Source organism: Granulimonas faecalis, from assembly GCF_022834715.1.
GTDB classification, from domain to species: Bacteria; Actinomycetota; Coriobacteriia; order Coriobacteriales; family Atopobiaceae; genus Granulimonas; species Granulimonas faecalis.
On the sequence record NZ_BQKC01000001.1, the window covers coordinates 1,826,991 to 1,847,753 of the forward strand.

Below are 20,763 nucleotides of genomic sequence, written 5' to 3' on the forward strand. Positions count from 1 at the left end.
TGGCGGCGCCACCTGACACCGTTCGTCGTTCAGGGAATCATGCCACCCGCGTCCAAACCCATACTCACCGCAGACTCATAGAGAAGATGGCTGGTCACAGGGTCAGGTGGCTCCACACCGTCTTTGACGGCCAGAATGTTGTCGACCACCACGTTGCCCATACGCTCGCTGGACTCGTAGGTGTTGCCGGCAACATGGGGAGTTACCAGCACGTTCTCGTAGTCGTAGTAGGGGCGATGCACGGGCGGCTCCCTATCGAAAACGTCCGTGGCAAACCCCTTCAACCTTCCCTCCAGCAGCGCCTTGTCGAGAGCATCGTGGCGGACGATGCCCGCGCGGGCCGTGTTGATGAGAATGGCCGAGTCCTTCATCAGGCGCAGCTCGCGAGCGCCAATGAGATTGCGGGTGCCGTCGTTGAGGGGCGTGTGAATGGTCACCACGTCCGAGCGCCTGAGCAGGTCGTTCAATGTTGTGTATATAACGCCATAAAGTGTGGGCTCGTTTCTCTGCACGATGTCGTAGCCGAGAATGTCCATGCCAAATCCCATGGCGCGCCGGGCCACGGCACTTCCGATCTGCCCCACGCCCACGATGCCAATGGTCTTGCCGTAAAGGCTCGTACCGGCGATTTTGTCCCATCCCCCACTGCGCGTGGAGATGATCATCTGCGAGATGTGACGCTCCAAGTCGAGAATAAGGCCCATGGTAAAGTCGGCCGTCTCCTCGCGGTTGGTCGCCGGCGCGTAGGTCACTTGAATGTTGCGCGCCCGGGCCTCAGCAAGGTCAACGCCATCAAATCCCACACCGTATCGGGCAATTATGCGCAGTTTTCTCAGGCGCTTGATAACGCTCGCCGGCAGCGGGTCATTGCCCAAGATTATAGCGCTGGCGTCCCCGGCAAACTCCACCATCTCGCCTTTTGTGAGTGGGCGCCCGTAGGGGTTGAGGCGAACCTCACAACCGGCCTCTTCCAAGCGTCGCACCGGGCCGTCTGCGAATCGCCCGAATGTCACGGCGCTTGAAGCTACGATCCACTTTGACGGACGAGACACGGCTGCTCCCACCATTCCACTGGCTTTACCTGAAGGCATTTTAGAGCAAGCGGGCAGCTCGAGGCCTCCTTGCCCTCGAGCCGCCCGCCGTCAACGCCGCAGCGCATCTGCCGTTGCCTACTCCCAGCTCAGCAGCCGCTGGGGGTTGGCGCGCACCATGGCATCAAAGGCCTTCTCGCCAATGCAGCCCACCAGCTCCCTCTTGAGGCCTGCGAGGATGTAGGCGAGTCCCGGCTTTCCCCCGTAGGAGGGCCAGTAGTCCTTCTTACCCATATCGCCGGCCAGGCAGAGCCTGCCGCCCACGCCCAAATCCACAAGCTCCTTGATCATTGCCACACGTTCATGGTCGCGCCCCGCAAGGTCACGTCCCACATGGTCGAGGCTCACGTAGGCTCCGGCCCAGCAGATCTCCGCGATATAGGCGGTATCCAGGGTCAGGTCCACATGGGAGAGGCAGACGTGGGACGGGTCCATGCCCTCGGCCTCGATGAGGGACAGCTGCTCCAAGGCCATGGTGCCCTTGTCGCAGTGGGTAATCATGGGCATGCGATGCCCAACGGCCACGGAAGTGCAGATTCTGATAGCACGGCGCTCGCGCTCGGTGATGGCGTTCAGGCTCGTGCCCACCTTCACCGCGCCCGGCTTGACGTGGTGAGTCCCTATGCCGTCCTCGATCTCATCGGCGATGACCTCGGCAATCTCCGTGTCGGAGAGCCTGTCGAACCAGGAAGGCAGGTGCTCTTCCTTATGAAGCCCGGTCACGCACACGATGTGGCACCCTGCGCGCTTGGCCATGACTCGCAAGGCCTCCGTGTTTCGACCGAAGTTGAGCGGGGACAGCTCCACGATGGTCGACCCTCCCGCGGCCATGAAGTTATCAATCTCTGCCACGCCGCGATCCACGTCGTCCAACGTGTAGGGATAGAAGGCCGGCAGCTCGTTGGGCTTCACGTAGAGATGCTCGTGGATGTAGGTGACGCCGAGATCCGCGGCCTCCACCGGGCCCAAAACCGTGTTGACCATGATCTTTACCACTCAGCGATGGTGCCGTCGTAGTTTTTCCAGGCGGGGTTTCGCCACACGAGCCCCTCAGCAGAGATCTGGCGAATCTTCCCCTCGTCCATGACGAGTCCCAAGCCGGGCTTGTCGGGAATCTGCACATAGCCATCCTCAAACTGGAAGATGTCCTTGTTCTCGATGAAGTCGAGGATGTCAAAGCCCTGGTTGTAGTGAATGCCAAAGCTCTGCTCCTGGATGAACACGTTGGGGGTGCAGGCGTCCACCTGGAGCGTGGCGGCTAGCGCGATGGGCCCGTAGGGGGCGTGGGGCGCAGCGGCCATGTCGTAGGCCTCGGCCATGGCGCAGATCTTACGGGTCTCGAGAATGCCGCCGCACATGGCCACGTCGGGTTGAATGATGTCGATGGCGCCCTGCTGGAACAGCGTCTTGTACTCCCAGCGCGTGTAAAGGCGCTCGCCGGTGGCCAGAGGCACAGCCACCTCGTTGGCGATCTTGTCGAAAACCTCCCAGTTCTCAGGCAGCACGACCTCCTCCAGGAACATGGGGTGGTAGGGCTCCAGCGCCTTGGCGAGCACCTTGGCCATGGGCTTGTGCACGCGGCCGTGGAAGTCGATGCCAACCTCGATATCGTCGCCGCAAAACTCGCGGATGGAGGCTATGCGGTCCACCACCGCCTTCACCTTGTCGTAGGTGTCAACGTAGTGAAGCTCCTCCGTGGCGTTCATCTTCACCGCGCGGAACCCACGGTCGAGGCGGCTTTTGGCCTGCTCGGCAACGTCGGAGGGCCGGTCGCCGCCGATCCAGGAGTAGACACGGATGCGGTCGCGGGCCGCGCCGCCGAGAAGCTCGTAGACGGGCACGCCGAAGGCTTTGCCTTTGATGTCCCACAGCGCCATCTCGATTCCCGAGACGATCGTGCCGTTGATGGGGCCGCCGCGGAAGAAGGAGCGGTGGAGCTCTTGCCAAAGGCGCTCAATCTCAAACGGATTGCGGCCGATGATGCGCTCGGCCAGCTCTTTGGCCCCCTCCACCACGGTGCGGGTCTTGGTGCCGGAGATGAGCTCGCCCCAGCCCGAGACGCCCTCGTCGGTGTTCACTTTGATAAAGATCCAACGGGGTTTGACCTCGAAGAGCTCCACGTCGGTGATTTTCATATCCATCCCCTTTTTCAAAAAGGCCCAGAGGGGACCGCCCCCTGGGCCTGACGGACAAACCGATTAGCCGAACAGGCCGCCCACGAGGGAGAGCAGGTATCCGATGAGGTGGGTACCGGCGTCCTCGGTGCTGATGAGCTCCATGCCGTCGGGAAGGACGAAGCCTCCGGTGAGAGCGAGCTCGGTGTGGACCGGGGCCATAGCGGTGCCGATGAGCAGCACGGCCGCAGTGATGAGCGTTGCCGACAGGATGCCGCGAACGATGTTGCCCTTGGCAAAGGCGCAGGGCCACGCCGCCAGCCACATTGCTTGGTAGGCGATGTCGGCCACGGGGAGGAGCTTATTGCCGGGTAGGAAGGCCGCGAGCACCAGGGTGATGGGCACCATGATGATGCCCACGGTGATGACGGAGTCGTCGGCCACGGTGAGGGCGGCGTCAACGCCCATCGTGAAGTTGGCGTCAGGGAACTTCTTGGACAGGGTGTTCTTGACAGCGTCGGCGAACGGCAGCAAGCCCTGCATGAGGATCTGCATCATCTTGGGGGTGAGGACCATGGTGGCCGAGGTGCTCATGGCAACGATCATGATCTGCTCGACGGAATCGCCGGCGAGGATGCTGATAAGGGCGCCAAAGATAAGACCCATGAACATGGGCTCGCCCACGAAGCCGAAGCGCTCCTGGATGCCCGCAGGGGAAGCGTTGACGTTCTTGAGGCCCGGAACGATGCCCCAGAGCTTGTCGAGGAAAAAGGCGATGGGAGCCCAGCAGACCGAGTTTGAAGTGGGGAAGTTCACGCCTTCAAGCTCGAAGTAGTCCTCCACCACCGGCGTTGTCCAGTCGGCGAGCTTGAACGAGATGATGGCGTCGATAGCTGCGGCGACAAGGGCGATCCACGGGTTGCCGCCGGTGGCGTACCACACGAGGGCACCGGTGAAGATGTAGTGGTTGTACGACCAGAAGTCGACCATAACCGTGCGGGTCTGCTTGATGAGCAGCATCACGACGTTCACGCCGAGGATGACAAAGACCACAGGCGCCGCCAGCGGGAACGACCAGGTGGCGGCTGCGCGGGCCGGCCAGCCCACATCCATGATGGACGTCTGAATGCCCCAGTTGGCAACCATGGCCTGAACGCTCCCGGCCACTTGGCCCACAAACCAATTGATAACGATGTTGACGCCTGCGAAGCCCACGCCCACCAAGAGGGCCGACTTCAAAAGCGTATTCATCTTCACGCGGAAGATGAGACCCAACACAAAGATGATGATGGGCATCATGCACATGGGGCCAAGCGACGCGAACGTCTGCAAGGCGGTGATCACGATCTCCATGGACCAAGCCTCCTACCTGTTTGCGCACCTCGTTTTGGTGTTATTTCTTGAGTTCTTCTGCAATCTTGTCGAGCACTGCCTGCTCTCCGACGCCCGTGATAAAGGCGGTGCCTTTCACGATGGGCACGTCAGTCTCGACGCCTTTGAGCTTTCCGGTGGGAACGATGAGGTCAACCTTGCTGGTAGCGAGGTTGCCGAGCACCTCGGAGAACTTGCATTGGATGAAATTGGGCTCGGGGGCACCGATGGCCTTGGCTACCCCTTTGATCTTCTCCACGGCAACCGTAGAGGTGATCATCGACGAGGCGCAGCATACGATTACGGTCTTCCTCTCCATGGTCCTTTTTCCTTTCTAGTTAAAAATACTTACCACTTCATCCGGGCCTGAAGCGCTCAAGACCTGCTTGAGAGTGTCTTGGTCTTGAATGATTCCCATTATTTTCTTAAGTGCTTCCAACTGCTTCTCAGCTTTGTCGAACAGGCTCAGGACGACCACAGACACCATCACCTGATCGTCGGGGTCCTCCATGTTCTTCCAGGCCACGGGACTGGCCAGTGTGGCGACCACAAGCTTGGTGTCGCGGGCGTACTGAGGGTCAGTGTGAGGGATGGCTGCACATACCTCGCCCAGGTCAAGGCCCGTGGGGTAATCTTCCTCGCGCTCCAGCAGGCTCTCCTCATAGCCGGAAACAATCGCCTCTTGGCCGGCCAAGTGCTCACAGAGCTGATGGACGACCTCTTCCTGGCTTACCGCCTCGAGCCCCAGCAGCACGTCCTCAGGAGAAACGCTGAACCTGTCCACGGCTACCACCTCACCTTTTTCTCAAGTTCTGCCAAGGAACGGGCGATTCCCGCCCCATTGAGGGATGCGATGTCTTCCGGCTTGAAGCAGCCGGACCCGATGCCCGCATAGGAGGCGCCGGCATCGAAGTAGTCCTGCACGTTCTGGGCGTTGATGCCGCCCACCACCATGAGCGGCAGGGGTCCCAAGGGTGCGGCCAGGTCCTTGAGGTAGGCGGGCCCCAAGCGGCTTGCGGGAAAGACCTTCACGATGTCTGCCCCCATATCAAACATGGTTGCAATCTCCGTGGGGCTGAAGCCCGAGGGCACCGAGATCACGCCGGCCTCCTTGGCCACATCGATAATCTCTTGGGAAAAGCCCACCGGCGAGAGCAGGAAGGAGGAGCCAGCCCCGATGGCTCCGCGGGCATCCTCTGCCGTGCGCACGGTGCCAGCACCGATGCTGAGCGCGTCGCCGAACTCGTCGTTGAGCGTGCGGATGATGTCGAGCGCATCGCCCGTGACGAGAGACACCTCCATGGAGCGGATGCGGCTCTTGGTCATCTGGAGGGCGATGACCCGCGCCGCCTCCAGGGGAACCCGTCTGAGAATCACGGTCACCTTGGAGAACGCCACGTCTTGACCAATCACTCTCTCCTCCTTTGCTGTCTTGCTGTCGTATTTTTTTCTGTTATTGAGATTAGAGCACATGTATTCTACACAGTCAAAAGGGATGGGTGATCTGTGTCTGTTAATTATATTGGTGAGGGAAAATCCCTGCATTATGCCTGCTAATTTGCTCTATACGCATTATTGGCATATTCAGATTCCGTTATGTAGGAACTATGTGCTAACTAGCATGGTAGTTTGTCTATGCATATTTTTTGCTATTTTGCGAGTAACTTTGTAATTTGATTATTCGTGCGGGACCTGCGGGCTTGCACCTCGTGGCCATCTCCTCTCCCTCTCTCCGCCTGAAAGCGTCTGAGGGTATCCTTATTCGCTTTCAGGCGGAGAGAGCGCGGGGAACGTGGCCGGGGGCGTGTCGACCGAGGCAGAAAAACCCGTGCCGGAAGCTGCTCCGACACGGGTTTTGGCGGCCCAAGGGTTCATTTTCCATGCCACAGGCCGCTGCGGCATGGGTCTTCACTCTGTCATCGGCCCGTACCCCATGCCGCAGGCCTCCGCGGCATGGGGCCCTGCGCCTGAAAGCGACTGAGGATGCCCTCAATCGCTTTCAGGCGCAGGGGGGGGAGGCGCGGGGAGAGGCGCGGGGCCTAGGCGGCAGTGGGGGGGGGCGCCTACTTGCCGCTCTTCTCGTCCAGTCCGCCGTACACCTGCACCAGGGCGTCCAGCTTGCGATAGACCGCCTCGCTGTCCTTGGCCAGCTCGCTCTGGAGCCTGGCGCTCACGGCCGGCTCGCGGTCGGCCAGGCTCGCATAGCGGCGCATCTTGGCCAGGAACGGCCCCATGGGCTTGCTCGGCGCCGCGGAGTCCAGCACAAAGGCGTCGCCGCCCTGTTCGGCCAGGCGCGGGTCAAAGTGCCAGAGCGGCCAGTAGCCGGTCTCCACGGCCTCGCGCATGATGCCCGTGACGCTGCCCATGCCGCCCTCGATGCCCCAGCTGATGCAGGGGCAGAAGGCGATGACCACGCTGGGCCCGTCGTAGGCGTCGGCCTCCCGCATGACGTCGATCACCTGCTGCATGTCGCCGGCAAGGCTCACGTGGGCCACATAGACGTAGCCGTACTGCATGAGCATGGTGCCCAGGTCCTTCTTGGGCGTGCCTTTACCGTTGTAGGTGAACCCGGTGACGGCACCCATCTGGGTGGCCTTGCTCATCTCGCCGCCGGTGTTGGAGTAGCCCTCGGTGTCCAGCACCAGGATGTTGAGGTTCTCCCCGCTCGCCACCACCTCGTCGAGGCCGCCGTAGCCGATGTCGTAGGCCCAGCCGTCGCCGCCCACGGCCCACACGCTCTTCTTGCCGAACATCTCGCCGTAGTCCAGGATCTGCCGCGCGAGACCCGCGCCCTCCCCCGTGCCCGCGGCCGTGCCCTCGAGCTCGGTGCGGATGGCGCGCCCCAGGTCGTAGGCGGCCTCGGGGTCGTCCTTGCCCTCGAGCCAGCTGGACATGAGGGCGGTGGCCCCGGCGGGCAGCCCGGCGCCCTCGTCGGCCACGGCCCGGGACACCAGGCGCTCCAGATGCCCCCGGCGGATCCTGACGCCCTTGGCGATGCCGTAGCCGTACTCCCCGTTGTCCTCGAAGAGCGAGTTGCCCCAGGCAGGGCCGTGCCCGGCGGCGTTGACAGCATAGGGCATGGCCGGCATGTAGGCGCCGTAGATGGACGAGCAGCCCGTGGCGTTGGCGATGATGAGGCGGTCGCCGAAGAGCTGGGTCAGCAGCTTGATGTAGGGGGCCTCCCCGCAGCCGCCGCAGCAGCTGGAGAACTGGAAGAGCGGCTGCTGGAGCTGCGTGCCAGGCACCGTGGCGGCGGGCAGCAGGTGGTCCTTGAGGGAGACGGACGACCGGCAGAAGTCCAGGGCCTCCCTCTGGGTCTCGAGCTGCGTGGGCAGCGGCTCCATGGACAGGGCGTGGCCCGGGCAGTTGTAGGCACAGCTGCCGCAGCCCACGCAGTCCTCGGGGAAGACCTGGATCCTGAAGGACAGGCCCTCGTCCTTGAGGGCCGGCAACGTGACCGGCTTGGTGTCGAAGCCCTCCGGGGCGAAGGCGAGCTCGTCCCCCGTGGCGAGGTAGGGCCGGATGGCGGCGTGGGGGCACACGTAGGAGCACTCGTAGCACTCCACGCAGGCGTCGGCGTCCCACCGCGGCACCGAGTAGGCCACGGCCCGCTTCTCCAGGGCCGTGGTGCCGAGGGGCACGAAGCCGTCCGGCGTCATGGCGCTCACGGGTAGGTCGTCGCCGCGGAGCTCCTCCATGGGCCAGAAGACGTCGCGCACGTAGCCGCTCCTGTCGGCCGGTGCCATCCTCTGGGCCACGGTCTCTGGGCCCTCGCCGTCCGTGGCCCAGGAGTCGGGGTAGTCGATGGCGGCGAGCGAGGCCAGCGCCCCGTCCACGGCCTCGAGGTCGGCCTTCACGACGTCGGCGCCCTTGGCGGCGTAGACCTCCTGGATGTCCGCCTTGAGGGCGGCCACGAACGCGTCGTAGTCCATGAGGCCGGTGAGCTTGAGGAACACGCACTCCATGATCATGTTGACGCGCCCGCCGAGCCCGGAGCGCTCGGCGAGGCCGCTCGCGTCCACGGCGTAGACCTTGGCCTTCTTCCTGGCGAGCGCCTGGCGCAGCTGCGCGGGGACGTGCTCCTCCCACGAGGCGGCGTCGGCCCAGGGCGCGTTGAGCACGAACGTGCCGCCCTCGGCCAGGCGGTCGGCCATGGGGTAGCCGCGGCGCACGTAGGTGGACTTGTGGCAGGCCACGTAGCCGGCGTCGTCAACGAGGTAGGGGCTCTGCACGGGCCTGTCGGAGAGCCGCAGGTAGCAGATGGTGAGGCCGCCGCTCTTCTTGGAGTCGTACCAGCTGTACTCCTGCACGCAGGCGCCCTGCTCCCGCGACAGGATGCGCGCCACCTGCTTGGAGGCGCCCACGGTGCCGTCGGAGCCAAAGCCGTAGAACACCGCCTGGGAGCACGGCCCCGGCAGGCAGCGGACGGGCCCGCCCACGGGCAGGGACAGGTGCGTGACGTCGTCGTCGATGCCCACGGTGAAGCGGCGCCTGGGCTCCTCGAGGGCCATGTTGTCGAACACCGCCTTGACCTGGGCCGGCGTGAAGTCCTTGGACGAGAGGCCGTAGCGGCCGCCGAGGACCTCGACGGGACGTCCGGAGGACAGCACGGCCAGGGCCACGTCCCCATAGAGTGGCTCGCCCAGGCTGCCGGGCTCCTTGGTGCGGTCGAGCACCGAGACGCGCCTGGCCGTGGCGGGGATGGCGTCGAGGAGGTGCTCGGCGGAGAAAGGCCGGTAGAGACGTACCGTTACCACGCCCACCTTCTCGCCGGCCGCCACGAGGTGCGCCACGCACTCCTTGGCCACCTGGGCCGAGGAGGCCATGGTCACGACGACGCGCTCCGCGTCGGGGGCGCCGTCGTAGTCGAAGAGGTGATACCGCCGGCCCGTAAGCTTGGCGACCTTGTCCATGTTGGCCTGCACGACGGCGGGGAGCGCGTCGTAGGAGGGGTTGGCGGCCTCGCGGTTCTGGAAGTAGATGTCGGGGTTCTGGGCCGTGCCGCGGATGTCGGGGTGCTCCGGCTCCATGGCGCGGGCGCGAAACGCCCGCACGGCGTCCCGGTCCACCAGGGGCGCCATGGCCTCGGGCTCGATGACGTCCACGGTCTCGATGGCGTCCGACGTGCGGAAGCCGTCGAAGAAGTGGCAGAACGGCACGGAGCCGTCGATGGCGGAGAGGTGCGCCACGAGGGAGAGGTCCATGCACTCCTGCACCGTGGCGCTGGCGAGCATGGCCACACCGGTGGCGCGGACGGCCATAACGTCCTGGTGGTCGCCGAAGATCGAGAGCGCGTGGGTCGAGAGCGAGCGGCACGTCACGTGGAGCACGCCGGGGAGCAGCTCGCCCGACACCTTGTAGAGGTTGGGGATCATGAGCATGAGGCCCTGGCTGGCCGTGAAGGTGCTGGCGAGGGCGCCTCCCGACAGCGCACCGTGGAACGCGCCGGCCACGCCCTTCTCGGACTGCATCTCCTTGACGTCCACCGGGGCGCCGAAGAGGTTCTCGCGACCCTCGCAGGCCCAGCGCTCCACGGTCTCGGCCATCTTGGAGGCCGGCGTGATGGGGTAGATGAGGGCGGCGTCGGACAGGGCGTAGGCCGCGTAGGCCGCGGCGGTCATGCCGTCCATGGCCTCGCGACGGGGATGCTGGGTTTGGGGCATGGGGTCCTCCACGGGATGGTCGGGCCAGGGGCCCAAGGGATGAACAGGCGGTCTATACCCGCAGACAAGCGGGCAGGTCGGGTATCTACGGAGACGACGGAAGCTCTGCGGAGGGAGTGCCTGTGGGCCAAAGGATGACGGCGGCCGCCACCTGGACAAGACGACGCCTCGAGGCCTACGACTGGGCCATGGGCGCAAGGCGCGTGGCCTTCGCCGTGGCCTGCGGCATCCTGTGCGGCCTTGCCAACGTGGTGCTCTGCCTCGGGGTCTCCTGGGCAGGGGACGCCTGGCGGGCACTGCCGTGGCTGAGCGCCCTCCTGCCGGCCCTGGCGGCCCTCGAGGTAGTCATGTACCGGCGCCTCGGGGTGGTCATGGACCTGCGGCCCGGGTTCAACGGCCTCATGAAGGACATGGGGGCCAACCGGCGTCTCCCCACCAGGGTGGGCCCCACCATGCTGGCCGGGACCCTGATGTCGCTTTTGGGAGGGGCGTCGGTGGGGCCGGACTCCGCCGCCAAGTACCTGGGGGCCTCGGTGGGGGCCGCCATGGTGCCCTGGTTCTCCGTGGACGACGACAACGGCGAGCCGGCCTACGACTGGGCCGTGGCCTGCGGCCTGGCAGCCTGCTTCTCGGCCCTGCTCTGCGCCCCCCTGGGGGTCTTCGCCTACCTGGTGGAGCACCTGGCGGCCCGGCGATGCCGCGTGCGCCACCTGCCCACGGTGCTGCTCTCGTGCCTGGTGGCCGCGGCCTTTGCCAGGCCCATGGGCCTGCAGATCCAGACCCCCTTCGTTGGCTCCCGGGCCGCCGCGGCACCCGACCTCGCAGGGGCGCTCCTGGTGGCCGTGGGCGCCGCCGTGGCGGGCGTGGGCTTCGAGGTGGGGGTCCGCCTTCTCGAGGGGCTCCGCAGCCGCATGGGCCGCGACCCCATGCGGTGCCTGGTCACGGGAGGGGTCGTGGTGGCCGTGGCGCTCCTCGTCGTGCCGGGCCTTATGGGATGGGCGGGCCTCGGCACCGACCTGGTGGTCCCGGCCCTAGCGGAGCCCCACGGCGGGTGGGGCTTCGCCCTCAAGCTGGCCCTCACCGTGGTGTGCCTGGGCTTTGGGCTGCGGGGCGGCGAGGTCACCGTGATGTTTGTGACGGGGGCCCTCATGGGGTCGGCGGTGGCGTCCCTCTGCGGGGCCGACCCGCTGCTCACAGGCGCCTTGGCCATGGCGGCCCTCTACGGCGTGGCCCTCGGCTGCCCCATCTCCGGCGCGCTCGTGGGCTGCGAGTTCTTTGGCTGGGGCTTCGCCCCCTGGCTGCTCCCCTGCATCGGGGCCGCGTGGCTGGGACGGACCGCCTTGAAGGGTGTCGTCGACCAGGTGCGGCGGCACCGGGAGTAGCCCCTCGGCAGGAACGGCGGCTCAAGCCCGCCCTGCGGCCACCCCGAAAACCGACGCCGCCTACGCCCGGCAGGCCCGCCGTCAGAAATCGAGGTTTCAGGCCGGAGGCCGACACCCCCGGGTGGACCGTCCGCAATCGCGGTTTCAGACAGACTCGCCCGGCAGCCCATCCGACAACCCCGCCCCAGGCACAAAAAAGAGGGCCCGCCGCCGTGACGGGCCCTCGAAGGCAAGGCCTTGAGCCGTTGGACGTGCCCTAGTGGAACATGGAGCAGAGGATCGGCATGACCCACACCCACAGGATACAGGTGGCGGCGAAGCACACCGTGGAGACGGCCACGGAGTTGGCGCCTTCCTTCACGTAGATGTTGTAACGGCTCGAGATGATGATGCCGGAGAACGCCGGGGGCAGGGCCACAGCCATGGCCAGCATCGAGATCTTGGACGGGTCGCTGCCCATACCCAGGGCAAAGCCGGCGGCCACGATCACGGCGGGCATGAGGATCAGGCGGTAAAACGTGTTCCAGATGACCTCCTTGTTCACGCCCAGAGAGACCGTGGACAGGGCGAGGCCGGCGGCCAGCACGGCCACGCCGGAGTTGGCCTTGGCGATGAGCTCGAAGCAGGGGTCGAGCTCGGAGGGGAACCGAACGCCGATGAGCACGAGCAGCACGGCGATGAGCGGGGCGGCTGCAACGGGCTTCTTCACCGCGTTGACGATGGCGGCCACATTGGGGTTCTTGATGGCGTGCTTCTTGGCGTGACCGCGCTCCTCGGCGCGGATGACGTCGATCTCCTTGCGGATGCCGTGCTCCTTCTCGGCGGCGCGGGCCTCCTGGTCGGTGACGGGGGCGCCGGCCGGGGTGGCGGGGGTACTCGGGGCCTTGGCGTCGTCGACGGCAGCCGAGCCGGCAGCCGGGACGGCGGCGGAGGCGGCGGGCACGGCCTTGGTGCCCTTGGCGGCCTTGGCGCGCATCTCGCTCTGGCCCTTGTTGATGAGGTAGAAGCCGAGCGGAATGGTCACGGCGTTGACCACGATGGACACGATGCCGATGACCAGGTTGGTGGTCACGTCGTTGCCGTAGATCGGGTCGAGGACGGCAAAGCCGAGGAACCCGATGGTGGGCGAGCCGGCGATGAGGGCGCAGACGGCGGCCTCCTGGGTGGTGTGGTGGAACAGTTTCTTGCACAGCAGGTAGCTGAGCATGAACATGCCCGTCACGCCCACGAGGGACAGGATCGTGAGCACCAGGTCGCTCGCGAGCATCTCGCGGGTGGCCTTGACGATGGAGACGAACAGGGCTGCGGGCAGGGCGATGTCGAGCACGACCTTGTTGAGGCCCTGGCGCTGGTCGTCGTCGAAATAATGGACGCGACCGCAGATGTAGCCAAGGGCCATGATCACAAGGATCGGCACGATGTCGTTGACGATGATCTTGATCATGGATGCGCTTTTCTCCTCGGGTGCGGGGCCGCCCGCCAAGGCGACCCCGCACGATGGCCTCGCGGCTTACTGGGCCGGCTTCTCCTGGACGAGCTTGCCGTCCACGACCTCCTCGTTCAGGTCCTCGCACTCGCTCGTGGCGAGGGGGCCGACGACGGGCTTGGGGTTGAGGTCGCCGATGTGGCCGGACTCGACGCCGGCGTGGACGGAGAGCTGCACGTTGATGAAGGCGGGCTTGCCGGAGGCCAGGGCCTCGGTGAGGTCGGCCTCGAGCTCGGCGGGCGTGGTGGCGAAGTAGCCGGTGGCGCCGAAGGCCTCGCCCACCTTCTCGTAGTGGGCGCAGGCGTCCAGCGTCAGCGGGCTCGGGTCGCCGGAGTCGCCGAGGTCCTCGAAGTCGCCGCGGTAGATACCGCCGTTGTTGAGGACGATGGTGACGATGGGGAGGTCGAAGCGGCAGGCCGTCTCGACCTCGAGGGGCGCGAAGCCGTAGGCGGAGTCGCCGGAGATGGACACCACGGGCTTGCCGGTGGTGACGGCGGCGGCGATGGCGTAGGGCATGGCCACGCCCATGACGCCCCAGGTGCCGCAGTCGAGGCGGTGGCGGGGCAGATACATGTCGACGATGTCGCGGCAGTCGTCCAGGGTGTTGGCGCCGTCGTTGGTCACGTAGACGTCGTGGTTCTTGTCGAGCACGCGCTTGATGGCGCCCAGGGCGTTCTGGTGGGTCATCGGCACGGTGTCGGCCGTCTCAGCGCCGCCAAAGCGCTCGTCGTTCTTCTTGGTGTCCGCGGCGAGGAGGTCGATCCACTCCTGGCTGGCCTGGATCTTGTGGGAGGACAGGCCGTCCACGAGCTGCCCCATGACGGTCTTGATGTCACCGAGGAGCGGGCAGTCGATGTGGCGGGCGTTGCCGAACTCGGCACCGTCGATGTCGATCTGGATGAACTTGACGTCGGGGTTGTACTTCTTGCCCCCACCGTAGCCGAGCATCCAGTTGAGGCGGCCGCCGATGAGCAGGATGACGTCGGCCGTGCGCAGGGCGAGGCCGCGGCAGGAGGCGGTGGAGTGGGGGTCGTCGTCGGGGATGAGGCCCTTGGCCATGGACATGGGCTGGAAGGGGATGTTCGTCTTGTCGACGAACTCGGCGACCTCCTTCTCGGCGCGGGCGTAGGCGGCGCCCTTGCCCACGACGATCATGGGGTTCTTGGCGTTCTCGAGCAGCGTCAGGGCCTTCTCGACCATAGCCTGGTCGGCGGGCTGCGCCGGGTTCAGGTTCTCGGCCGTGAACAGGATCTTCTGGGCGGCGTCCTCATCCATGGTCTGGCCCATGAGGTCGTCCGGCATGTCCACATACACGCCGCCGGGACGGCCGGTGGTGGCGGTGCGGATGGCGCGCTCGATACCCAGGGGGATGTCCTCGATGCGGTCGATGCGGAACGAGTCCTTGGCAAAGGGTACAGCGTAGGCACGCTGGTCGAGACCCTCGTACTCGCCCTCGTGGAGGTCGACGGTGTGACGGACCGAGGAGCCGGCCAGCTGGATGCAGGGCCAGCCGTTCTCGGTGGCCTCCTTGAGGGAGGCGAGACCGTTGAGGAAACCGGGGGCCGAGACCGTGAGGAAGACGCCGGGACGACCGGTGAGGAAGCCCTCGGCCGCGGCGGCGTTGCCGGCGTCGGCCTCGTGGCGCATACCCACGTACTTGACGCCCTTGGCCTGGGCGATACGGGCAAAATCGGTGACGGGGATGCCCACCACGCCGTACATGTTCTTGACGCCGTTGGCGATCAAGGTGTCGGCGAGGAAATGCATGCCGTCGGTGAGACCCTGATTCGGGGCGGCGGTTTGGTTGCTCACGTGTACCTCCAATGTCATATGCGGTGGCAGAGCCGCTTCATCGCACGGGGTCTCTTCCCCCGAACCGCGTCGCTCTGGCGCCCGAACCCAAAAAAAGCGGACGTAATACATCTCAAGTCCCTTTATTACATGAGGTAGAGTCCACTGTTTTTCTGTCAGATTTATAAAATTATATTTATGTAGAGTGATTGTGGACTTGGGGACACCCCGTGGGGACCCCGGAGGCCACGGGTACCCACGACCACGAGAGCCATCATCGCCCAGACCGCCCGAAGGCGGCCTCCACGGTTCGAAGGAAGGAATCCCATGGCAGACACCACCAACACGGCGCCCCTCGCCGGCATCAAGGTCATCGACTGGACCCAGGTCCAGTCCGGCCCCTCCTGCACCCAGCTCCTCGCCTGGCTCGGCGCCGAGGTCATCAAACTCGAGAAGGTTCACGGCGGCGACCCCACCCGTAACGAGATGAACGACGTGGACGGGTCGTACTCCCTGTACTACCTGCAGCTCAACGCCAACAAGAAGTCCCTCACCCTCGACATGAAGGACGACGCCGGCAAGAAGGTGCTCACCGACCTCCTCAAGGACGCCGACGTCTTCGTCGAGAACATCGGCCCGGGCGACGTGGAGAAGCTGGGCTTTGGCTGGGAGCAGGTGCACGCCATCAACCCCAAGTGCATCATGGCCTCCCTCAAGGGCTTCAACCAGGGCAGCCGCTATGCCCACGTGAAGGCCTTCGAGCCCGTGGCCCAGTGCGCCGGCGGCGCCGCCTCCACTACCGGCTGGAACACCGGCGACTTCAACGTTCCCACCCAGTCCGGCGCCGCCCTGGGCGACTCCAACACCGGCATGCACCTGTGCATCGGCATCCTCGCCGCCCTCATGCAGCGCGAGCACACCGGCGAGGGCACCTATGTGTACCAGTCCATGCAGAACGCCGTGCTCAACCTCTGCCGCATCAAGCTCCGCGACCAGCTGATTCTCGACCACCTGCACGAGCTCAGCTACTACGCCTGCTACCCCGGCTACAAGTGGGGCAAGGCCGTGCCGCGCCCCGAGAACGCCGAGGGCGGCCTGGTGCTGGGCTGGTGCTACCGCGCCAAGGGCTGGGAGACCGACCCCAACGCCTACGTCTACATCGTCATCCAGCAGTCGCCCAAGGGCTTTGAGAACTTCTGCAACGCCCTTGGCTTCCAGGACTGGCTCACCGACCCCAAGTTCTCCACGCCCAACGCGCGCGACGAGCACAAGGCCGAGGTCTACGCCCGCGTGGAGCAGTTCACCATGCAGTACGACAAGGACACCCTCACCACGATGCTCGGCGAGAAGGGCGTGCCCGTGGGCCCCGTGCTCGACTGGTACGAGCTGGAGAACGACCCCGACCTCAACAGCGACGGCACCATCGTCACCATCGACCAGGACGAGGCCCGCGGCTCCTTCAAGACCATCGGCCTGCCCTTCAGCCTCGCCAACTACAAGCCCGACTACAAGCGCGCCCCCAACCTCGGCGAGAACAACGTCGAGATCCTCAAGGGCCTGGGCTACACCGACGACCAGATCGCCCAGATGGAGCAGGCCGGCGTCATCGGCTCCAACAACGGCGTGAAGGCCGACCTCGTGACCCCCGCCGCAAAGTAACCCGCACCACCGAGAGCGACTCGAAGGGCCCCCTGCATCGTCAGACGCAGGGGGCCCGACCTGTCCCAACACCCGGACACTTTTGTCCCAATGGTCGGGCACTTTTGTCCCACCCTACTCGCTGCGCAGCGCCTCCACCGGGTCCTTCCTCGCGGCCATGCGCGACGGGATGAACCCCGCCGCCAGCGTGAGCGCCACCGAGATGGCCACGAGCATCAGGCCGTCCACCGGGGGCAGCACCGCTATGCCCGCGACGCCGTAGTTCTGCTCCACCACGATGCAGATGGGGATGTCGATGAGCACGACCACTGCCACGCCGATGAGGCCGGCCAGCAGCCCCTCGATGAAGGTCTCGGCCGTGAAGATGCGCGTGACGTCGCCCTTGGAGGAGCCGATGGCCCGCAGCACGCCGATCTCCTTGGTGCGCTCGAGCACCGAGATGTAGGTGATGATGGCGATCATGATGGAGCTCACCACCAGCGAGATGGCCACGAACGCCAGCAGGGCCATGGTTATCATGTTGATGATGTCGGTGATGGAGCTCGTCATCATGCCCACGAGGTCGTTGTAGGTGACCTTGTCGGCGTCGGTCTTGGCCTGGGCGTTGTAGCCGGCGATGAAGTCCTCCACACCCCTCTTGGCCTCGAAGTCGCAGGGGTAGATGACGATCCGCTCCGGCCGGTCCTCGGTGGCGTACCCCAGCTTTACCAGCACGTCGTCGTAGGTGCGCGGCGTGTCGCCGGAGTAGCGGGCCATGAGGGCGTCGATCTGCTCCTGGGTGGGCGCCGTCATGCCCGCCATCTCGGCCAGCTGCTCGGGCGTGAGCGACGACAGGTACTGCTCCATGAGGGCCTCGGTGTCCACGCCCTGCAGGTACTGCGCCACGAGCGTCGACGTGTCCATGCTCTCCATGTACTGTCGCATGAGGGCGTCGGTGTCCACGGTCTTCATGTACTCGGCGAGCAGCGCGTCCTTGTCGATGGAGCCCAGGTACTGCCCCATAAGGGCCTTGCCGGCGTCGGAGGCCATGAACTCGCGCGCCATGGCGTCGCGCTGATCGGGCGTCATGGCGGCCAGGATCTGGGCCGGGTCCACCTGCACGCCGAGCTGCTGGGCCAGCTGCTGCCTCTGCTCGTCGGAGAGGCCCTTCACGACGTCGGCCATGAGCTGGACGCGCTGGTCTTCGGTGAGCATGGCCATCATCTGCTCGGGCGTGACGTCGGCGAGTATCGCCTGCACGACCTGCTGCTTCTGCTCGGGGGTGAGCCGCGAGAGGATCTCCTCCGGCGTGATGCTGTCGAGCACCATCTCGCGGATGCGCTCCTGCAGCTCGTCGGCCGAGACGTCGCCCGAGAGGAGCGCCTGCACGAGGGCGCGCTGCTCCGGGCTCAGCTTGGAGAGGTCCACCGTGACGGTGTCGCCGCCCGGCGCCGGCGTGTCGCCCGTACCGGCGTCCCCGGCCCCATCGCCGCCGGCATCCCCTGCGCCGTCCCCGGGTGCCGCCGCCTCGGCGTCCACGAGGTGCAGCGTCACGGTCTCGGGCGCGTGCCAGACACCGGCCGTCACCACGGCCCCGCCACGCCACGGGCCGTCGGCGACACGGGCCCCACCGGCAAAGTCCGTGCGGGAGAACATCGAGGTCATGGTGTTCATTGCCGCATCGACGCCGGCCGCCGCGGAGCCGCCGTCGTCCTCGAAGGCCTCGCCCGTGAGCACGTTCCTGTCGGGGTCGGCAAGCTGCGCCCTCACCACCGGCTGCTCGGCCGCCACGGCCATGAGCCTGCGGGCGAGCGCCCCGGTGTAGACCACACCGCCGGTCATCGGGGCGCCGTCCTTGGCCTGGAGCACGCCCACGACCTCCACGGGCACGCCGTCGGCCATCCGGGACGCCACGTACGGGGCGTCGTCGCCCTTGTCCACATACACGCCGTCCTGCTCCTGGTAAAGCTGTGAGGGCGAGAACACCGTGTAGGTCCTGCCGATGGCGTCGTCGAAGGCCACGGTGTGCACCGGGTCCTCCACCTCCTCGCCCTTCTCGACCGAGGAGACGAGCTCGTCCATGGAGCCCTCGTCGATCAGGCCGAGGGTGTAGAGCACGAAGTCGCTCACGCGGCCGCTCTCGTCCACCACGAGGGCCACCTCGCCCTCCCCTTCCGGCCAGCGGCCGGACCTGAGATCGTACTGCCCCTCGCGGAGCGACTCGTCGTCGACGAGCTGGCTCCACTGCGAGGAGGTCGTGGCGTTGGATGCCATCATGGACTGCGCCATGGTGCCGGCCCCGTCGAACAGCGTGCGGGGAGACACCCGGCTCACGCCGCCGCCCTCGTCCTCACGCCACACCTGGGGCGACACCTCGTAGTCGTAGGAGATCGCGGTGACGTAGGGGCCTATGTCCGCATGGTGTCCCTCTATATAGGAGCGGAAGGCGCCGAGGTTGTTGGTCTTCACCAGCGTGTCGATCTGCTCGACGGTCTTTGCCACGACGTTGTTGGAGACGATGGCGTCCTCCTGCCCACCGTCGCCGCCCGTGCCATAGCCCGCGATCTCCATACGCTCGTTGATGGAGTCCTCGCTCATGGCCCCCATCATGTCCACCGTCTGCCGGCTGATCGTGATGGGGTAGGCGCCCATGGTGTCCGACTCGATGCCGGCGATGTAGTCGTTCATGCCGTTGGAGAGCGACAGGATGAGCGCGATGCCGATGATGCCGATGGCTCCGGCGAACGCCGTGAGGACGGTGCGACCCTTCTTGGTGCGCAGGTTGTTGGCCGAGAGGGCCAAGGCCGTGAGGAACGGTAGGTGCGTGTGGCGGGGCTTGGGGTCCATGGGCTCGGCGGCGAGCTCGGCGGCCGTGGGCGGGTTGGAGTCTGACAGCACCTGGCCGTCGGAGAGGCGCACGATGCGGGTGGCGTAATCCTCGGCGAGCTCGGGGTTGTGTGTGACCATGACCACGAGACGGTCCCTGGAGATCTCCTCGAGCAGGTCCATGATCTGCACCGACGTCTTGGAGTCGAGGGCGCCCGTGGGCTCGTCGGCCAGGATGATGTCGGGGTCGTTGACGATGGCGCGGGCGATGGCCACGCGCTGCATCTGGCCGCCGCTCATCATGGCCGGCTTCTTGGCGAGCTGGTCGCCCAGGCCCACCCGCTCCAGGGCCTCGGTGGCGCGGCGCGTGCGCTCGGCCGCCGAGACGCCGTCGAGCGTGAGCGCGAGCTCCACGTTGGCAAGCACCGTCTGGTGCGGGATCAGGTTGTAGCTCTGGAACACGAAGCCCACGGAGTGGTTGCGGTAGGCGTCCCAGTCGGCGTCGGAGTAGCCCTTGGTGGACCGGCCGTTCACGAGCAGGTCGCCCGACGTGTACTGGTCGAGGCCGCCCACGATGTTGAGGAGCGTGGTCTTGCCGCAGCCCGACTGGCCGAGGACGGCCACGAACTCGCTTGTGCGAAACGCCAGGGATACCCCGCGCAGGGCCGCCACCTCGCCGTCTCCCACAGGGTAGGTCTTGACGACGTCCTTGAGCTCCAGCATGGGGTCCTCCCGCCGCAAAAAGAAACCCCCGGTTCCCGACCGTAGTCAGAACCGGGGAAAATAACTTTTCACTGAGAGTATAGCCGATGCGGGAGCACCTACTCCTCGGCCGCGACCCCCTCGAGGTCCTCCGCCTCGATGTCCTGCCCGCTCATGCGGATGACCGTGGTCTCGGTCTCGGCGACCTCGCCCATGGGGCGCGCGCGGTGGGACTTGGCCGTGCGGGCGGGCCTCAAGGCGCCGACGAAGCGCTCGATGCGGTCCACCGTCTCGATGTTGATGGAGTAGTGGGTCCACTTGCCCTTGCGCTTGCACACGACGATGCCGGCACTCAGCAGCACCTTCATGTGATGGGAGAGGGTGGACTGGGCGATGTCGAGACGGTCGAGCAGAGCACTGGCGGTCACGCCGGGATGCCTCGCGATGAACCGGACGATGTCGACACGGTTCTCATCTGCCAGCGCCTTGAACACAGCGGCGCCGTCCATGCTCTTCATTGGGAAACTCCTCCCGGCACTCGAGGTGAGAATGGTCATGCATATTCTGTTACTTCTCGGCGCTCTTGTCTAGAAACAAAACCTAATTAGTCTGATATGCGCCAAACTTTTCCAGAACCCCACGTTAAGGTCGCATCATCGGGGTTCGATCCGGCTCCCCCGATGAGAGTACGACGGCCGT

General features: G+C 65.8%; 14 protein-coding genes. 2 read left to right on the forward strand and 12 right to left on the reverse strand.

Annotated features, from left to right (window positions below):
• Positions 1–29: 29 nt before the first annotated feature.
• The 8 genes from OR600_RS08200 to nifJ form a co-directional block, all read right to left on the reverse strand.
• Positions 30–1,091, reverse strand: a complete 1,062-nt coding sequence (locus OR600_RS08200) for a phosphoglycerate dehydrogenase (RefSeq protein ID WP_309295241.1) — start codon at positions 1,089–1,091, stop codon at positions 30–32.
• A gap of 78 nt (positions 1,092–1,169) precedes the next feature.
• A complete protein-coding gene (locus tag OR600_RS08205) occupies positions 1,170–2,075 on the reverse strand; it encodes a phosphotriesterase family protein (protein ID WP_265590987.1) in 906 nt (301 codons plus the stop codon).
• Between the two features lie 5 nt (positions 2,076–2,080).
• On the reverse strand, positions 2,081–3,226 hold the full coding sequence (gene dgoD, locus OR600_RS08210) for a galactonate dehydratase (protein ID WP_135979003.1): 1,146 nt from the start codon (positions 3,224–3,226) through the stop codon (positions 2,081–2,083).
• A gap of 63 nt (positions 3,227–3,289) precedes the next feature.
• A complete protein-coding gene (locus OR600_RS08215) occupies positions 3,290–4,558 on the reverse strand; it encodes a PTS galactitol transporter subunit IIC (RefSeq protein WP_204407090.1) in 1,269 nt (422 codons plus the stop codon).
• Between the two features lie 40 nt (positions 4,559–4,598).
• A complete protein-coding gene (locus OR600_RS08220) occupies positions 4,599–4,895 on the reverse strand; it encodes a PTS sugar transporter subunit IIB (protein WP_135979001.1) in 297 nt (98 codons plus the stop codon).
• A 15-nt stretch (positions 4,896–4,910) separates the two neighbouring features.
• On the reverse strand, positions 4,911–5,360 hold the full coding sequence (locus tag OR600_RS08225) for a PTS sugar transporter subunit IIA (RefSeq protein ID WP_168354132.1): 450 nt from the start codon (positions 5,358–5,360) through the stop codon (positions 4,911–4,913).
• 2 nt (positions 5,361–5,362) lie between these two features.
• Positions 5,363–5,989, reverse strand: coding sequence for a bifunctional 4-hydroxy-2-oxoglutarate aldolase/2-dehydro-3-deoxy-phosphogluconate aldolase (locus OR600_RS08230; protein WP_204407088.1), 627 nt, complete (start codon positions 5,987–5,989; stop codon positions 5,363–5,365).
• Positions 5,990–6,639: 650 nt separating this feature from the next.
• A complete protein-coding gene (nifJ, locus tag OR600_RS08235; RefSeq protein ID WP_251164186.1) occupies positions 6,640–10,239 on the reverse strand; it encodes a pyruvate:ferredoxin (flavodoxin) oxidoreductase in 3,600 nt (1,199 codons plus the stop codon).
• Positions 10,240–10,361: 122 nt separating this feature from the next.
• Here nifJ and OR600_RS08240 point away from each other — a divergent pair, with 122 nt between their 5' ends.
• Positions 10,362–11,621, forward strand: coding sequence for a chloride channel protein (locus OR600_RS08240; RefSeq protein WP_135978478.1), 1,260 nt, complete (start codon positions 10,362–10,364; stop codon positions 11,619–11,621).
• Between the two features lie 256 nt (positions 11,622–11,877).
• Here OR600_RS08240 and OR600_RS08245 read toward each other — a convergent pair whose 3' ends face one another.
• Together OR600_RS08245 and oxc are read right to left on the reverse strand one after the other, a co-directional pair.
• The gene (locus OR600_RS08245) at positions 11,878–13,065 is read right to left on the reverse strand and encodes an AEC family transporter (protein WP_135978476.1); all 1,188 of its coding nucleotides are present in this window, start codon (positions 13,063–13,065) and stop codon (positions 11,878–11,880) included.
• 66 nt (positions 13,066–13,131) lie between these two features.
• Positions 13,132–14,919 (reverse strand): oxalyl-CoA decarboxylase, encoded by a 1,788-nt coding sequence (oxc, locus tag OR600_RS08250; RefSeq protein WP_251164185.1) that lies wholly within the window; start codon positions 14,917–14,919, stop codon positions 13,132–13,134.
• A gap of 306 nt (positions 14,920–15,225) precedes the next feature.
• Between oxc and frc the strand changes: the two genes are divergently transcribed.
• Complete coding sequence (frc, locus tag OR600_RS08255; RefSeq protein WP_135978474.1) at positions 15,226–16,557, forward strand: formyl-CoA transferase; 1,332 nt, start codon at positions 15,226–15,228, stop codon at positions 16,555–16,557.
• A 114-nt stretch (positions 16,558–16,671) separates the two neighbouring features.
• On the opposite strand, the gene OR600_RS08260 is transcribed toward frc, so the two are convergent.
• Together OR600_RS08260 and OR600_RS08265 are read right to left on the reverse strand one after the other, a co-directional pair.
• On the reverse strand, positions 16,672–20,085 hold the full coding sequence (locus OR600_RS08260) for an ATP-binding cassette domain-containing protein (protein ID WP_251164184.1): 3,414 nt from the start codon (positions 20,083–20,085) through the stop codon (positions 16,672–16,674).
• Positions 20,086–20,183: 98 nt separating this feature from the next.
• Positions 20,184–20,582 carry an ArsR/SmtB family transcription factor gene (locus tag OR600_RS08265; RefSeq protein WP_204407484.1) on the reverse strand — a complete coding sequence of 133 codons (399 nt, stop codon included), beginning with the start codon at positions 20,580–20,582 and terminating at the stop codon, positions 20,184–20,186.
• Positions 20,583–20,763: the final 181 nt, after the last annotated feature.

Coding starts and splice junctions, on each gene's coding strand:
- dgoD (WP_135979003.1), bottom strand. CDS start 3,226: ATGAAAATCACCGACGTGGAGCTCTTCGAGGTCAAACCCCGTTGGATC.
- OR600_RS08200 (WP_309295241.1), bottom strand. CDS start 1,091: ATGCCTTCAGGTAAAGCCAGTGGAATGGTGGGAGCAGCCGTGTCTCGT.
- OR600_RS08245 (WP_135978476.1), bottom strand. CDS start 13,065: ATGATCAAGATCATCGTCAACGACATCGTGCCGATCCTTGTGATCATG.
- OR600_RS08205 (WP_265590987.1), bottom strand. CDS start 2,075: ATGGTCAACACGGTTTTGGGCCCGGTGGAGGCCGCGGATCTCGGCGTC.
- OR600_RS08265 (WP_204407484.1), bottom strand. CDS start 20,582: ATGAAGAGCATGGACGGCGCCGCTGTGTTCAAGGCGCTGGCAGATGAG.
- OR600_RS08220 (WP_135979001.1), bottom strand. CDS start 4,895: ATGGAGAGGAAGACCGTAATCGTATGCTGCGCCTCGTCGATGATCACC.
- OR600_RS08260 (WP_251164184.1), bottom strand. CDS start 20,085: ATGCTGGAGCTCAAGGACGTCGTCAAGACCTACCCTGTGGGAGACGGC.
- nifJ (WP_251164186.1), bottom strand. CDS start 10,239: ATGCCCCAAACCCAGCATCCCCGTCGCGAGGCCATGGACGGCATGACC.
- OR600_RS08215 (WP_204407090.1), bottom strand. CDS start 4,558: ATGGAGATCGTGATCACCGCCTTGCAGACGTTCGCGTCGCTTGGCCCC.
- frc (WP_135978474.1), top strand. CDS start 15,226: ATGGCAGACACCACCAACACGGCGCCCCTCGCCGGCATCAAGGTCATC.